The sequence below is a fragment of the Sphingobacteriaceae bacterium genome (assembly GCA_002319075.1).
Taxonomy (GTDB): Bacteria; Bacteroidota; Bacteroidia; order B-17B0; family Aurantibacillaceae; genus Aurantibacillus.
Genome location: NVQB01000001.1, coordinates 2,529,802 through 2,545,308 on the forward strand (window position 1 = coordinate 2,529,802; position 15,507 = coordinate 2,545,308).

At 36.3% G+C, this 15,507-nt stretch carries 13 protein-coding genes; 3 read left to right on the top strand and 10 right to left on the bottom strand.

What is annotated here, in order from left to right:
* Genes CNR22_11045 through CNR22_11070 form a run of 6 tightly spaced genes read right to left on the bottom strand, consistent with a single transcriptional unit; the run spans position 1 to position 7,950 of the window.
* The gene (locus CNR22_11045; protein PBQ32285.1) at positions 1-1,500 is read right to left on the bottom strand and encodes a radical SAM protein; all 1,500 of its coding nucleotides are present in this window, start codon (positions 1,498-1,500) and stop codon (positions 1-3) included.
* Positions 1,501-1,553: 53 nt separating this feature from the next.
* Positions 1,554-3,029 (bottom strand): hypothetical protein, encoded by a 1,476-nt coding sequence (locus CNR22_11050; GenBank protein ID PBQ32286.1) that lies wholly within the window; start codon positions 3,027-3,029, stop codon positions 1,554-1,556.
* 59 nt (positions 3,030-3,088) lie between these two features.
* The gene (locus CNR22_11055; protein ID PBQ32287.1) at positions 3,089-4,189 is read right to left on the bottom strand and encodes a hypothetical protein; all 1,101 of its coding nucleotides are present in this window, start codon (positions 4,187-4,189) and stop codon (positions 3,089-3,091) included.
* A gap of 57 nt (positions 4,190-4,246) precedes the next feature.
* The gene (locus CNR22_11060) at positions 4,247-5,455 is read right to left on the bottom strand and encodes a hypothetical protein (GenBank protein ID PBQ32288.1); all 1,209 of its coding nucleotides are present in this window, start codon (positions 5,453-5,455) and stop codon (positions 4,247-4,249) included.
* A 1-nt stretch (position 5,456) separates the two neighbouring features.
* Positions 5,457-6,404 (bottom strand): hypothetical protein, encoded by a 948-nt coding sequence (locus CNR22_11065; GenBank protein PBQ32289.1) that lies wholly within the window; start codon positions 6,402-6,404, stop codon positions 5,457-5,459.
* A gap of 1 nt (position 6,405) precedes the next feature.
* On the bottom strand, positions 6,406-7,950 hold the full coding sequence (locus CNR22_11070; GenBank protein PBQ32290.1) for a hypothetical protein: 1,545 nt from the start codon (positions 7,948-7,950) through the stop codon (positions 6,406-6,408).
* A gap of 317 nt (positions 7,951-8,267) precedes the next feature.
* Here CNR22_11070 and CNR22_11075 point away from each other — a divergent pair, with 317 nt between their 5' ends.
* Complete coding sequence (locus CNR22_11075) at positions 8,268-9,632, top strand: B12-binding domain-containing radical SAM protein (GenBank protein ID PBQ34879.1); 1,365 nt, start codon at positions 8,268-8,270, stop codon at positions 9,630-9,632.
* Between the two features lie 100 nt (positions 9,633-9,732).
* Positions 9,733-10,461, top strand: coding sequence for a hypothetical protein (locus CNR22_11080; protein PBQ32291.1), 729 nt, complete (start codon positions 9,733-9,735; stop codon positions 10,459-10,461).
* Between the two features lie 3 nt (positions 10,462-10,464).
* Here CNR22_11080 and CNR22_11085 read toward each other — a convergent pair whose 3' ends face one another.
* The 4 genes from CNR22_11085 to CNR22_11100 form a co-directional block, all read right to left on the bottom strand.
* A complete protein-coding gene (locus tag CNR22_11085) occupies positions 10,465-10,794 on the bottom strand; it encodes a ferredoxin (protein ID PBQ34880.1) in 330 nt (109 codons plus the stop codon).
* 78 nt (positions 10,795-10,872) lie between these two features.
* Positions 10,873-11,277, bottom strand: coding sequence for a methylmalonyl-CoA epimerase (mce, locus tag CNR22_11090; protein ID PBQ32292.1), 405 nt, complete (start codon positions 11,275-11,277; stop codon positions 10,873-10,875).
* Positions 11,261-12,226, bottom strand: a complete 966-nt coding sequence (locus CNR22_11095) for a hypothetical protein (protein ID PBQ32293.1) — start codon at positions 12,224-12,226, stop codon at positions 11,261-11,263. The genes mce and CNR22_11095 overlap by 17 nt, the downstream gene beginning before the upstream one ends.
* 38 nt (positions 12,227-12,264) lie before the next feature.
* On the bottom strand, positions 12,265-13,707 hold the full coding sequence (locus tag CNR22_11100; GenBank protein PBQ32294.1) for a 2-hydroxymuconic semialdehyde dehydrogenase: 1,443 nt from the start codon (positions 13,705-13,707) through the stop codon (positions 12,265-12,267).
* A gap of 186 nt (positions 13,708-13,893) precedes the next feature.
* On the opposite strand from CNR22_11100, the gene CNR22_11105 reads away from it, so the two are divergent.
* Complete coding sequence (locus tag CNR22_11105; GenBank protein ID PBQ32295.1) at positions 13,894-15,420, top strand: hypothetical protein; 1,527 nt, start codon at positions 13,894-13,896, stop codon at positions 15,418-15,420.
* The last annotated feature ends 87 nt before the right edge of the window (positions 15,421-15,507 follow it).

The window sequence follows — 15,507 nt, forward strand, 5'->3', positions numbered from 1 at the left end:
TTAAAACCCTTCTGTTTCCGGCTGACGGTATTTCCACTGGTAGTGAAGAAAGCGGATCTCTTTTGGAAATTTATAGAATCCCGATTTGTAACGCCACCCACTTATCAGTTTTAGAAATTTTCTTTTTGCCGGCGTTAGACGAATGTCTGAATTGGTTGGATAATAACCGTTCAAAACGGTCTCGAATTGTTTGATCTTATCGATCATATACGGTTTTAACCAGGGAGTGAGAGGATTTTTACGTAAGTCGAAATTTTCCCAGACCGGATTTACCCAATCTTCAAGCTTTTCAGGAAATTTGAAACCACTTGCCAATACCTGATTATACATATCCGAACCTTCTGTTGGTACCGGGCTATAAGTGTAGATAATTATTTCAGTATCCGGATTTACGGTTTTAACTTTTTTAATAAAAGCAATGTCTTCTTCTATTTGTCTATTAACCTGTTCTTCGCTATCCCCTGGAATGCCCAGCACAAAAGAGTATTCAGGAATAATATCAAATTTTTTAAGGCGCTCGGCAAATTTTAAGATCTGCGCCCCTGTTTGTGTTCCGCCTTTGTCCATTTTTTTAAGCACTTCATCATTACCGGTTTCTGCGCCAAAAAAAATCATTTTACAACCCGATTCCCGGATTATCGCTAAGGACTCATCTTTATATTTATCCATTGTATCGATCCTCGCCTCACCCCACCAGATCATATTCTCATCCTTAAGAAGCTTCGCGAATTCTACAGTTCGCTTTTCTGATACAAAAAAATTATTATCGTGAAATTCTATAGCGTCTGCCTGATATTTATCTTTCAGCGCTTTCACATCATTGTAAATTCCAAGAGCCGATTTACCTTTCCATCGTGCGTTATAAATAGGCACTACAGCGCAAAAAGAACAGGTGAATGGACAGCCAAAACTGCTGTGATAAGCAAGAGTTCGGTTTCCAAGATAAGACTTGCCCAAATATTTTTTTATGGGATAAAAAGAATTTAATTTTTCATAAGGTAGAAAAGGAAGTTTATCAAGGTCGAGTAATTCTTCTTTAGCGGTTTTTATAATTTTGTCGGCTTCTTTATAGATAAGATTTTTAATGTTAGCCAAAGGGCCGTTTGTTTCGAGTGCTTGTAAAAGCTGCGGAAACGCGTTATCTCCTGGACCATTGATAATATAATCGACATAGCCTGAATCAAGACAAACCTTATATTGATTAGAAGCAAAATATCCACCCCAGATTATTTTTATGCTGGGATATATTTCACGGATTTTTTTTGTAAAAGGAATAGCTTCTTTTAATTGTGGTCCGGGCATTACAGTGCAGCCAAAATAGGCAAATTTGCCCGAGGCTAAATAAGCATTTATTTTGCTCCAGGGATCTGTTTCAAGATTTCCGTCAACAATAACCCAATCGTGCGTGCTGTTAATGCTTGCAGCAACCTGCAGTACGCTGTTCGGCACACGAGGCTTATATTTGGCAGCACGGGGATTAAATAGAAGTAGAGATAACACGGATTATACAATAAAAACGAAATTAGTGAATTTTTGAATACTTTGCACTGAATTTAGTCTGCCGTTTTTTTTAAACATGTAACCTTGTAGAAAAAATACCTTTCTGATTTAATGATGGAATTATCCTGCGTTTCAATGGGTTTTAAGGACAGGCCCTCTATCCTTTTGCTTTGCCAGTTTTGTGTCATAATTTTTCCGGCTATATCTTCCGTATTACAGATCAGAACCATAGTCTTATGTTTCTCCAGGAGTATTACCAGCCTTTCTAAAATTACACTATCACTTATCAATATTGGATTTGTATTCCATTCACAAAAGCTTCCGTTGCGATTTGGTTCCAGGTAAAAGAAAGAGCGATTTGTGTAAACACTAAGGGCTGGGCCTGAAGCAAAATGCGTTATTGCCAGTACCTCGTTTTTATTCAGGGAATTGTTTATATAGTGCGCTGTTTTTTTAGAAGCCGAAAATGGAAGACAAAGGTCCATAAAGTAATAAAATATGCCGCTGAACAATTGCAGCACAAGGATAAAAGCAATGCAAGGTTTTCCTGCTTTTTCCAGAAGAACTAAAAGTTTGAAATCTTTTTTCAGGAGAAGTCTTTGCTTAAGTGTTCTTGTCAGCCAAAGTGCCGCAAACAATGATATTGCAAGAAATCCGCAATGCCGCGTTGCTACTCTCAGTGGAGTGAAATAAACAAAAGCAAGTGTTAAAATAACACACCCATAAAAAAAGAGGAACGAAGTTTTATTCCTGGCTAGAACTGGAAACGAAAAAAGTAAAATGCTCAAGGCCAAAACGGGACTAAGCATGTGACAGTGATTCAAAATAAAAGAGTTGTTCCAGAAATTGGAAGAGGAAAGATCAGGTATAGGAAAAAAGCCCAGGATAAAAGCATCAAAGCATTTCCAGACACGTTTTAGTGACATAAGTGCATCTTTATTATATGCATGCATAAAATGATCTGCAGGTGGAATAATGTGTACTGCACAAAAGGCAATACAAACAGTAAAGATCACAAATCCATAAATTTTAGTGCGGGTGTTTTGTTTTTGCAAATCGTTCCAAAGAACAGGAAGAAACATGAAGGCAATAAACGCAGACAAAATATGCGTGTTTAAAAGTAAGCCCAGAAGAATAAAGATAAGCAGGTAGTTCCTTTTTTGTGAGGAGAGCTGTATGAGGATCAGTAAGACAAATAGTAAACTTATAGAATAATTACGGCTAATAACTGAATATTCATAAAGCATGTAATATCCAAAGCAAATCAGAATATTAATAAAGAACTTAAAAGGAGAAAAGCGGAGAATAATAAAAACGCAAGTGCTCGAGATTAACACATGAAAGATCTGTACAAGCAAGACGTCAGTACTTATACCAGTTAAAAAGTACAAAATAAAATTCCATAATAGCGGATGTCCTTCATAGCGAGCGTTGTAGATCAATTGATAAAGAGAGTTGCTATCTCTCGCAATTAAAATATGCTGCGCTTCATCGAGCCAGAGTTCGTGATTCAGAATACCACAAACCATTAAAATAAAATGGAACAAAGTTATAAGTAAAGATACCTCCCTTTTCATTTTGAGGTCTGTTAGTATACGCGTTTGAAAAAATTGGGCTCCGATTCAGTTTCGTCACGGATATTTCCAGGTAATTGACCTAAGCTATATTTTGTAAGAGTTTTTATTTCACTGCGGTTAACAAGATCACCAAGAAAAGAAAACTCGTGATGCTTATGGGTTGGTAGGGATTTCAAAAGGTGCCTTACTTTTTTCTCAGACATTCGCCATTCTTGTGATAAACGTCGCACAGAGGGCTCCATAAAACTGATATAAATAAGTTCCTGATAAGTGTGATCCTGCACTCTTGAAAAATCTATATCACTGTCTAATCCAGCCCTGTATAATGTTAGTAGATCATTTTGAGCCCTTATTTTTCTTTGGAAATCGACAGGACTCATATATCCCAATAAAGTATCTGTATTTACAAACAAAGGCTGAATAACAATTTCATGGCACCATATACATTTTGCAGGTTTGCCCGCATCTCCAAATTTTTTGACAGAAGAACTTACTAATTTACCACCTTGATCATAGATCATAAACCGTAGCTGGCCATTCTTCATTACATCCATTGCTTCATATTCTAAAGCATTAAAGGTATTGGTTAAAAGATCGCCGTCGCCTTCTTCGGCAACAAAAGCAGATTGCTGCACGATATCATCCAGCTTCATTTTTAACATTCGGTGATGATGCGAAATAGAAGATTTGGTTATGGGCATCAATTCATACTTTGTGAACTTATGAAGCTCTATAAATTCCTGGTAAGTTTTTGGCACATCTGTTATTTGATAGTAATGCCAGCTACTTCCAAGTGTAAGTGTTATGAAATGACCAAGGTCAACAGCCTTTCGTTTTTTATATGCATCTGTTTTTTTTAGGCTGTCAAGGATAATTACTAACGTTTGTAACGCTCTTTTTGTAAAACCTAAGTTTTCAAAATTAATGGTGAATGTTTGCTTGCCTTTAGAAACAATACTTTTGTCAAAACTGTTTTTTGGCAAAGTGGCTCCAAGATAGGATAAAGTCCAAAGCAATCCGGTTTTGTTATTTTGCCAACTATCATTATTAAAATTTAAAGTATAGTGAATGGTAAGAGTATAATCTTCTTTTTTTGAATGAGAAGACGTCAAGATCAGACTTAGACAAATAAGTAAACTAACTATGATTTTATTTTTATTCAAAATATTCTAAATGGCAACTTCTGTTGGTCTATGATCGCTGTACTTTGTAAATAAAATGTAGATAAATATCAGAGTGGCAGTGTTGCTTATAAATGCACCTTCTATTCCTAAAAACGGCACACAAACAAATGACATTAAAACGTTGAATAAGCCGGAAAATAAAATGATCTTTCCCATTAATTTTTGATTATTAGTGCGAGTGTAATTAAGTATAGATGTGCAAATCAAAGTGAAAAAAAGAAGATTGATAATTATAAATATGGAAAATAAATAATTTAATGTGATATTATAATAAATAGCACTCATTAAAAATATTGCTAAAGTACAAAATAGCGAATAAAATATACCAAGCCTCAACGACCATAAACTAAAACGTTTGAAAGTTGCTTCATTATAACGAAGAATGTTTGGGCGGAAAGTACTTATGAAAGTATTAAAAACAATTTGACCAAGGATCACTAGATTAATTATAATAAAATAACGACTTAATTCATTATTATTTAATAGGAGTCCAACTACGTAAAGATCGGCTCTGGAGCACAAAAATCCGGCAAGAGATATGTAAAAAAAATACCGCGATTCTTTTAAAAACGCAAAAGTTTTTTTAAGGTTCGGTTTAAATAAAACGAATTTTCCAAAGAAACTGAAATTAATCAGTGTCCTCAGCAATTCCATACCAATTAATTCGGCAAGAAAAATTTCTGGCCGGGAAATATTTTTATCAAATAATAAGGTAATAACCAGCAAAGTATTTAAAGAAAGGTCAACAAATAAAAACGCATGGAACTTTTTTTGCACTGTAATAACAGCTTCGATAAAGGCTCCAAGAACTTTAAGCACTAAATATATCCCAATAAAAAATTTAAACGACAATAGTGCGGGTAAAAAGAAAACCGGTAAAATGCCTGGCAAGATCAAAAGGATCCGACTTGCTAAGATCAAGTTAAAAGTTTCCCGAAATTTATTGGTGTTTTGTGAAAACGCCTGTATGCTTTGATCTTTGCCACCCCAGTTACATAATACAAAAAGAAAACTAGTAACAGTGTTGCAATAAACATAAGCTTCAAATACTTCTCTTGATTTATAATTGATAAGAATAAAATTTATAACCAGACCAATGATACTGACAAATAATCCTCTCGAAATATTTGAAAAGGACATTAGGAACCTGTTAAATTGCTTTACGGTATTAGGACGTAGTTTTTTTTTAAACATTCTAATTCTTTGCGCTTAAGCGATTGCTAAAAAATCTCCAGGCCAATGGGGGGGTAATATTTTTCAATAATAATCGAACTCTCTCTTTTAAAGTAGGTTGAAAGGCATCAAAAATAATATCTTTTTCTTCTTTTAGCATAGCCGCCTCTTCAAGCGTGTATAAGGATAGACTCACATAACCAAGCCACATCAATATGAGCGCTTTTTTTAATTTAGACGGTTTATCTTCGACTTCAGAGTTAAGAATATAAATTGCATCGCCGGAAGGACCTGAGTGTTTTGGAATTATTTTTTTTGAGAAAGCCGATGTAAAATCATCGCGGTAAATCCTGAAATCAACCAAGGTATAATGGAGATTACGTAGAAAAAGATCAATTTCTGAAAACAAAACCTGTTCTTTATAAATCGGAACAGTTGAAACTTCCAGCATAATGGTATTTACTTTTTTTTGGCGTAATAATTCCAGCGCTCCTTTTAAAACTGTTAGTTCGCTTCCTTGGGTATCTATCTTTAGAAAGTCGATTTTATTATTACTGCTTTCAAAATACGAATCTAAAGTTTCGGCCTTCACCTCAATTTTCTTATCTAAGTTCATAAACTTTTCCCACCGTTCAAATTCTTTGAGTTTGCCAAAATGTTTTTGATAATTAGGCATGTCCGATTCCAGCAAGCTACTCATGGAATCGTGCTCGAAAATATAAAATGGAAACATACCTTTTTTGTCAGACAAGGCACGTTCATTTAGATGTAATTTTTTAAAGCCTGAAGTTTTATATTTTGTAGCAAGTTCTTTAAGTGCACTTGGATTAGGTTCAAAAGCGTGAAGTATAGTTATTTCCTCCAGCCCTTTAATATATTGTAATTCTCCTTTGGCGCCGACATCTACAAATAACAGATCTCCAGCAAGGTGTTTAGTGAATAGTTCCCTTATTTTTAAGGTATTTTTCATTTTACAAAGGAACGCTTCTTAATTTATAAAACCTAACAGCCTGGTTAAGATCACTCATAAAGACAATTGAATTATTATAAAGGAAAGGCTGTTCTTTATTACTCTTGTCATTGCATACTACTTTATGGTTGTAATAAATTATGTTGTTTCGAATAAACAAACTGTCAGAAAAATGAGCTTTCTCTTTTAAAGGATATTTTTCGAAAATATTTTTATCACCCATACAACTTTTTAAAATAAGTGAATCATTTTTGATATCTATTTCGTACAGGATCCCTTTGGTATTTTGAATGCTAAAGTAACTTACATCTGCAACAGGCAAAGAAAAATACTTTAAAATTAAAACGGGTAGAATTAATGCTGCGAAAATTTTATAGTTGAAATGAATCCGGTAATGGTATAGGATAAGCGCAAGCAATATCAAAAGCCCATACAGGCGTATGAAAGGTAAATTAAAAAAACCTTCAATAAATACATTTGGAATAGTAGCCATTCCCAAACTAATAAAGAATATAGTACCTGACAGAAACGACGGTTTTTTGTCTGATAGTAAAGCAATGAGAACAGGCAGTATCAGGATCATACCATAACTTGTTGAATAACGCGAAAGGAGAAGTCCGGTGAGCGACACAAATCCAAAAAATATAGTTGGACTGCGTTTTAGCATAGAGAAACAAAAACCAAGTATAAGTGCAAAAAATACACTTTCAAAAAATACCACAAATAAAGGTTGATTTATGAGAGGATTAATATTGGCAAGACCATCATAAGAAAACAAGTGAAGAAGCAGGGTATAAAAACTTTGGTTACCTGCATGGTAGGTCCCTACAATGTCATTATTGAAAAGACGAGGAAGTATGTCTGTAAAATAACTAAACGTAACGGTATCTGGTAAAAGCAAACTGGTAACGCTCGTAAGAATAATTAACATAACTATAGAAAGTCCCACAATGCGCCAGTTTTTTTTAAAAATAAAATACAGCAAGATTATTCCAGGAAAAATTTTAAGAGCAATAATAACTGCAATAAGAAAAGACGGATAAAACAGCCGTTTCTTTTGGGAGGAATAAAAAATCTCAAAAAGCAATGCTACAATAAGCAGATAAGTTTGCCCCTGCTGAATATTAGCATAGAGTGGAAAGAACAGTATCAATGGAAGGATATATAATGTCTTGGAGTTTGTATCTAAAAACTTTAATAGACGAAAGAGACTCCAGCAAAAAAGACAAAGACTTACTAAGTTAAAAACAAACTTTGCTTTGAGACTTGAGAAAATACAAAAAGGAATATAAAACAGTGCGCTAAACGGCGGCACTGGAATGTAATTTTCAAAGTAGTTTGTTTCACCATAACTCCCAATCTGTTCGTTAAAGTGATGAATACTGGTATAAATTTCAGAACTGAAGTTTCCGTCAAGTAGCAAACGACTGCCGTAGTAATAGTTTCCAAAATCGCGAATGGGTTCATGTCGACTGAAGAAAATGCAAAGCAATCCTGCAAAAAGAAATAATAGTGGCACCCATATTTTGATTTGCGACCCTTTCATCTTAAGCTATTATTGCAATCAAGTTCGCTGTTATGATTTTAGGAGGGATTTGCCTGCGCATAATTTGCACTAATATAAAAAAGAATAATCTAAATTCCCTGAGCTGTAGCTTTTAGTGAAACATTTGTGAATACCGCATATTAAAATAGTTTAATTTAGTATACATGTTTTGTTACAAGATTACTAAATCTGCAAATAGCATCGTTTATCTTTGTATTTATTTGTTGGTTTAACTGTAGTTTTGTAATTAAGTATTAAATTTTACTGTCAGATTATTGTCACCTTAATTGTTTCCACAACTCCAAGCTACAAAAAACATGATACTTTTAACACACGGATATTTTCTTGAAGATGATTTAAAAGAACAGGCGATCATGCGTCCTTATGTCCCGCTTGGAATTCTCTATATATCTGCTTATCTTGAATCTAAAGGAATTTCACACAATCTTCATGATTCCACTTTTTCTTCGTTTGAAAAATTCAAAGACTATCTTCTCAAAAATAAACCCGGTCTCATAGGAATCTACACCAATTTAATGACAAAGCTCACGGTGGTAAAGATGATGGACTTTATAAAAGCTAATCCTGATCTTCAGCATTGCAAAATTATTTTAGGCGGGCCTGAAATACGATACAACGCTCAAAACTATTTAGACGCAGGTGCTGATATGCTTGCAGTTGGAGAAGGCGAACAAACATTCTTTGAACTCTGCGATTTTTTTCTGAAAACTGGCGAGTTGCCTTTCGATACCGATGGTACAGCCTACTTAAAACAGGGAGTAACAATTTTCAATTCTGAACGCACTCTTATCAAAGATATAAATGTTCTACCAATGCCTGCACGCAAAAAAATAGACCTTTCTCTTTATGGGAAAGCGTGGAAAGAGCATCATGGGTACAGCATGTATTCTGTTAGTACCATGCGTGGTTGTCCATATACCTGCAAATGGTGCAGCCGTGCTGTTTATGGAGGAACTTACCGCAGGCGGAGCCCTAAACTTGTGGTGGATGAATTAGAATCTTTAAAACAAGATTATGATCCGGACAGGATCTGGTTTGTGGATGATGTATTTACCATTAATCATAAATGGTTAAGAGAATTTAAAGAAGAGCTGCTCAATAGGGGTATAAGTATTCCCTACGAGATTATTACCCGGGCTGACCGAATGAATGAAGAAGTCATTCAGATCCTGAAAGAAACAGGTTGCTTTCGGGTTTGGATAGGCGCAGAAAGCGGTTCTCAGAGTGTGATTGATGCCATGGACAGGCGTGTGGAGGTTGGTATGGTTCGCGAGATGATTATAAAGGCAAAAGCAGCAGGGATAGAAGCAGGTACTTTTATTATGCTTGGTTATCCCGGTGAAAGACGCGCTGATATAAAAGAGACTATTAATCATTTGCGGCTTTCAGATCCGAGTTTTTATACAATTACTGTTGCTTACCCAATTACTGGAACTCCTTTATACAATGAAGTGAGCGGATCTTTGAATTCGGAAGGTTCCTGGAAAGAGAGAACAGACAGGGATTATGATTTTAAGCGGAAACATTCCCGTAAATTTTACGAACACGCTGTTACCTGGGTCTATAATGAAGTAAATTATAACAAAACAGAAAGTGTGTTAAGTAAATTGAAGTTTAAATCAAGATCGTTTTTGGCCCAGGCTATGATGATGATTAGTTAAAGGAACCTGTTAAAAGGGCTTTCTCATCGGCTTTTCTGTAAATAAAAACAAGTACCTTCACAAAACAATAATAGGCAAGGTTTGTTATTAAAGTGACGCGATGTTTGGAACTGCAGATCTCATAAACGAAATTACCGCACTGCGAAAAAAAACGCAATACAATGGCGATGCTGCCATATCGGAAGCGCGAAAAATCTTAAAAAAAGATCTTTTTGCCGAGAAGAAAATTTTGCAGAACCTGAATCTTTACAAAAGCTCTTTTTCGGTGGCAGATGAAGAAGATCTTGATCGATCAAAGATCTGGAGCCTGCAGGAGATTAAAGAAATGGCCACACTCTACCGGTTAAAGTTTCTCGAAAGCAGATATTATAAACCCGAAATTCCTTTTGAAGTAACAGCCAGACTTCAGAATATAAACGAAGAATTTAAAAAAGAAATCAAAGACTTTTATATCCTTTCAGTTCCCGAAAGTTTTAAGAAAGCAAATTCTGATAATAAAACACTGGTACTTTTGCGCACAAACTACGACAATTATTATGTCATGCACAGTTGGGGAAAAGAACTCGCTAAAAGCCGGAAATTACTTTACTGGCCTTTAAGAAGATTCGAAACACTGATAATTACCATTCTAATTGCAACATTGATCATTGATCTGTCATTGCCCACCCGCCTTATTACTCTTGATCATAAAGCCGTTTACTGGAGCGGTTACCGTGCGGCAGCTTTTTTCCATCTGCTGATTTTTAATTCAGGAGTAACCGTGTATTTTACCTTTGCATTCGCGCGTAATTTTAGCAGCACGGTTTGGAACCGCTATAAAGATTTCTGAGAGTTAAATCCCGTCGCCCATTATTTTTACTGTCACTTCATTCAAACTATCGTTTAAACGCAACTGACAGGCAAGGCGTGAAGTAGGAGTAATATTGGGAAGGGTATCAAGCATCGCGTATTCGTCGTCGGAAATTTCAGACAGATTATCAAATCCTGAAACTACTTCTACGTGACAGGTGGCGCACAATGCCATTCCCCCGCAGGTAGCAAGGATGTCATAATCGTTTCCTTTTAAAAATTCCATAAGGCTTAATCCCATATCTGTGGGAGCTTCCAGGGTGGTAATGGAGTTATCAGGATTTTGTATATTGATTTTTATGTCGGTCATAATTTTTTCGGATGTAAAGTTCCGCAATTATAGGAATCAAAACAAATTTACTTGTCTTAACTTTTTTAGAAATGCGTCATACTAGTGTTTCTCTTCACACAGTTCCACAAGAACACCGTTGGTAGATTTCGGATGCAAAAAACAAATACGTTTATTGTCCGCCCCGTCTTTTGGCTCTTTATTTATAAATTCGAACCCTTCAGACTTTAAGCGTTCCATTTCTTCTTCAATATTATCTACGGCATAAGCAATATGATGAATGCCCTCGCCCTTTTTTTCAATAAATTTTGAAATGGCGCTCGTTTCACTGGTCGCGGCAACCAATTCAATTTTTGTTTCTCCCAGCATAAAAAAAGACGTGCTCACACCTTCACTTTCCACGGCTTCGATTTTATAATGCTCTTTGCCAAAAAGTTTCTTAAATAAGGCATTGCTCTCATTAATATTTTTTACAGCAATTCCGATGTGTTCAATTTTTTGTATCATTCTGTTTATTTGCGTAATTAAAAAATTCCTTTTCGCTTATTTTTTTAAACCCTTCGTTATTTCCAGCCACCAGGGTAAGTTCGCTCAATGAGTTGAATATACTTGCCTTGTTGCTTTTGAAAAACTCTTCTTCTTTCGTAAATCTTCCCGAACCATTTATGGCTGTTAATGAGAGTGAGGAATCAAAAACTTTTCCGCTTACATAAAAAATAGAAATAGGTTCTTTTGGAAGTTGCGCCACTTCAGCCGAGATATTATCTGTCATGTAAAAACACCGCACAAATTCCTTTTTTGCAAAGAGGCATACGACGAGTTCTTTACCGCTTAAATTTTTTATGGAGAGGGAAGTATAATCTTCAGTAACATAAAGAGGCTGCCCAAAAATCATGTTATACGGAGCATCTCCAAGTTTTACATCAGAAACCTTTTCAATAGGAGCGGCTTTCTCTGAACGCACCGGACTCATGGAACTAGTTTGAACGAATTCACTCCGGTCTTTTGACGCGAAATGCATGATCAATAAAAACAACAGAACTGCCAGGGGTGTAGCAAATAAAATATACTTAAACTCGTTGTAGTTTTTTTTTGTCTCCGCTTCCGCCATGTATTGGGAAGTTTGTTTTGCGTATTTTTTGATATGCTCGTTATAATACTGCCTGCGTTTTAATTCGCGCTCGTCAAACTTCCAGGTTTTTGTAGTTTGAGGTGCAGTCTTCGTTTCACGCTGGTACTGCGTTTGAGCCTGGTGATAATTAAGTTTATAATCGTACGAAGCCTTTAAGGTGGGGTTAGAAAGCGTTTCGTAAGCCTTCAGAATTTTTGTAAAATGCTCAATGCCATCAGGATTTTTATCTGGATGGTAAAGTTTGGCGAGATTACGAAACGCGGCTTTTATTTCAGAAATTCCTGCACTATTACCTAAGCCCAATATTTCGTAGTAATTGATCAAACGTTTTTAATGTGCAAAAATTTTCTGTGGTTTTTAGATTATAATTTAATGCAGACATTCTTAGGTTCAGTAAAAAAGTCAAGCGCTTCAAAACCTCCTTCACGACCAACACCACTGGCTTTTACGCCGCCAAAAGGTGTGCGCAGATCACGCAGCAACCAGCAATTTATCCACACAATGCCGGCATGAAGCGAATTTGCCAGGCGATGCGCGCGGGTTAAATTTTCCGTCCACACAATACTTGCAAGTCCGTAAATGGTAGAGTTGGCCATCATCAAAGCTTCGTCTTCTGTGTCAAAGGGTGTTATAGTTACTACAGGCCCAAAAATTTCTTCCTGATTCGTTCTGCAATCGTAGCTCAAACCTTCAATAATGGTGGGTTCAATGTAATATCCCTCTGACAGGTTTCCTGGCGCTGTGAATTTCTTTCCGCCGCAAAGCACCGTGCCTCCTTCTTGTTTGGCGAGTTCTACATAGCTTAAAACTTTTTCCTGGTGTGGCTTAGAAACTACGGCGCCAATCCGCGTCTTCTCATCTAAAGGATCACCGATGATCATAGCCTTGGTTTTAGCAACAAAATCGGTTTTAAATTTTTCGTAAATACTTCTTTCCACAAAAATGCGTGAACCGCAAAGGCAAATTTGTCCCTGGTTAGCGAAAGACGAATTCAAAGTCATGCTTAACATTTTATCATAATCGCAATCGGCGAAAATGATGTTTGGATTTTTTCCGCCAAGCTCTAAGGATAATTTTTTAAACATCGGAGCCGCAATAGATGCGATCTGTTTTCCGGTAACCGTGCCACCGGTAAAAGAAATAAGCGGAATATCTTTATGACTTACAATGGCATTTCCAACCTTGCCACCTAAGCCATGCACTATATTTAATACACCGGCAGGTAAGCCGGCTTCAATACAAATTTCTGAAAGCAAATAGGCGGTCATTGGGGTAATTTCCGAAGGCTTTGCAACTACGGTACACCCTGCTGCAAGCGCGGGTGCTATCTTCCAGCTAAATAAATACAAAGGCAAATTCCAGGGAGATATGCAACCGGCAACACCAACAGGTTGACGTAAAGTATAATTTATTGCAGAGTCTTCCATGCTATGCGCATGTGAAGCGTAATGCAAAATGCCTGTTCCATAAAAATGAAAATTAGCAGCTGCTCTTGGAATATCTACAGATTTTGCGAGTTTCAGCGGTTTGCCATTATCACTACTTTCAGCAAGCGCGAGTTTATCAAGATTTTTTTCGATAAGTGCAGCAATCTTTAATAAATATTGCGAACGCTTATCTTTTGGTGTAATGCTCCATTCTTTAAAAGCCGCATTAGCAGCGGCATAAGCTAAGTCTACATCTTTTTCATCACTATCAGGAATGTAAGAATAGACTTTGCCGGTAGAAGGATTATAATTATCTAAATAGGATTTAGAAACGGGTTCTATAAGTTGACCGTTAATGTAATTTTTTATGTACTGCATGAATAAGTATGAACCCTTAAAAATAGTATTTTATTACGCACTTGCAGAGAGATTAATCGCAAATTCTGATAAAAAGCGCCATTTTAAAGGCTTTTTACCCCTTTTTTTAACTTTTAAAGGCATTGTTGCCTGATCAATTTGTTTTAATTTTACTAACTAAAAATTATCATAAAAACCCACCTCAAAATGAAAAAATTTACGAAAGGCGCTCTTTTTGTTGCAAGTCTTTTTTTAACGACTCTCAACTTTCAGGCTCAGAATCAACAAACAAAACTGGCAGAAATTCCAAAAAGCAAATCTACCACTAACACAACTCACAAAGCTCTTGTGGCTTCGTCAGAATCTTTAGCAAAGCCGCAAAATTCTGCATACGTTGCAGGAAAATCAATGGCGCTTAATACCTGTACTGATCTAATAGAGTACGTGGGTAACACTGGTAGTAATTATATAACTATTGGAAGTAACACAAATACTTCGTCCACATGGGAAATTGGATCATTTCAAGTGTACCCGGCATATACAGGAGCAGTTGTAGGTGTTCAAATGGCTGTTGCAAAATATAGCACCACTTACAGTCCTAAATTGTATGTGGCTATTTTTGATTTAGACGGTTTTGGCCAACCTGACGAGTCAAGTCAATTAAACGTTGCACAAGTAACAGTTACCAATACTACCGGCGCATTTGTACCGGTTACATTTACCAGTCCCGTTACTGTGAGCAATGGTTTCGCCATTGGGCTTTATGTACTCGGTCAGGATTCCGTTAAGACCTATGCAGGACCTACGCTTCCAAATGTGTCTCCTTACTATTCTTACGTTTATAATTCTTTAGGAAACATGTATTCTATGAGTTATTACTTTAACGTTAATTTAAATTTTCTTTCTCAACCTATTGTTACAACAAGCGTAAATCCAACCTGGTTATCCGCCAAAACATCTACCGGTTGTGGTATTCCTGTAGTTTATAATTTTACAAATACAACGGCAGCCTCCCCGGCGTATGCTACCAACACCATAATTACCGCAGGCATTACACGTTCTGTAGATTTTGGTGATGGAACGCCCGTATTAAACTCTTTCCCGACATCTCCTTCGCCGGTAACCCATTCTTACACAGCCCTTGGAACCTTTACAGCAGGCTACACCCAAACTTATTTGGGTTGGACAAATAATTGCGTGCAAACAGAAACAATTCTTGTAGTAGTGGATAATCCACTGCCATCATTTACTTATAATACTAGCGGTTTAACTGTAAATTTTACAAATACTTCTACTGACATGAGTACTTTTACATGGAATTTTGGAGATCTCTCTACTTCTACACAAACAGATCCAACTCATACCTTTTCTTCTCCCGGCACTTATGTTGTTGAGTTAGAAGGAACAGCTGCTTGCGGAACTGTGAAGTATTCAACAAGTGTTGTTGTAACAGGAAGTGGAGTTGGCATTAAAGAGAATACAACCATCAGTCGCATGATCCGTATTTTCCCTAATCCTGCAGCAAACACATTGCAAATAAGCAATCAATCGCAAGATGCTCTTAATTCACGAATCGAAATTTTAAGTTCTGTTGGCGCTTTGGTTAAAGTTGTAAATGCAGTAAGTATTTCCGGAACAACAAGCGTTGACATATCTGATCTTTCAAAGGGGATGTATTTTATTAAATTAAAAAGTACCCAGGGCGATATCGTTAAATCTTTTGTGAAAGAGTAAATTCTTTCTTAATACGTAAGCAGAGCATGAGTTTTAAAATTCATACTCTGCTTATTGTTTTTAAACAAATTCAAATAGGAAGTAACG

Excerpts from the sequence above, each read along its gene's own strand:
- CNR22_11100 (PBQ32294.1), bottom strand. The coding sequence starts at position 13,707 with ATGCAGTACATAAAAAATTACATTAACGGTCAACTTATAGAACCCGTT.
- mce (PBQ32292.1), bottom strand. The coding sequence starts at position 11,277 with ATGATACAAAAAATTGAACACATCGGAATTGCTGTAAAAAATATTAAT.
- CNR22_11105 (PBQ32295.1), top strand. The coding sequence starts at position 13,894 with ATGAAAAAATTTACGAAAGGCGCTCTTTTTGTTGCAAGTCTTTTTTTA.
- CNR22_11060 (PBQ32288.1), bottom strand. The coding sequence starts at position 5,455 with ATGTTTAAAAAAAAACTACGTCCTAATACCGTAAAGCAATTTAACAGG.
- CNR22_11070 (PBQ32290.1), bottom strand. The coding sequence starts at position 7,950 with ATGAAAGGGTCGCAAATCAAAATATGGGTGCCACTATTATTTCTTTTT.
- CNR22_11075 (PBQ34879.1), top strand. The coding sequence starts at position 8,268 with ATGATACTTTTAACACACGGATATTTTCTTGAAGATGATTTAAAAGAA.
- CNR22_11050 (PBQ32286.1), bottom strand. The coding sequence starts at position 3,029 with ATGGTTTGTGGTATTCTGAATCACGAACTCTGGCTCGATGAAGCGCAG.
- CNR22_11065 (PBQ32289.1), bottom strand. The coding sequence starts at position 6,404 with ATGAAAAATACCTTAAAAATAAGGGAACTATTCACTAAACACCTTGCT.
- CNR22_11080 (PBQ32291.1), top strand. The coding sequence starts at position 9,733 with ATGTTTGGAACTGCAGATCTCATAAACGAAATTACCGCACTGCGAAAA.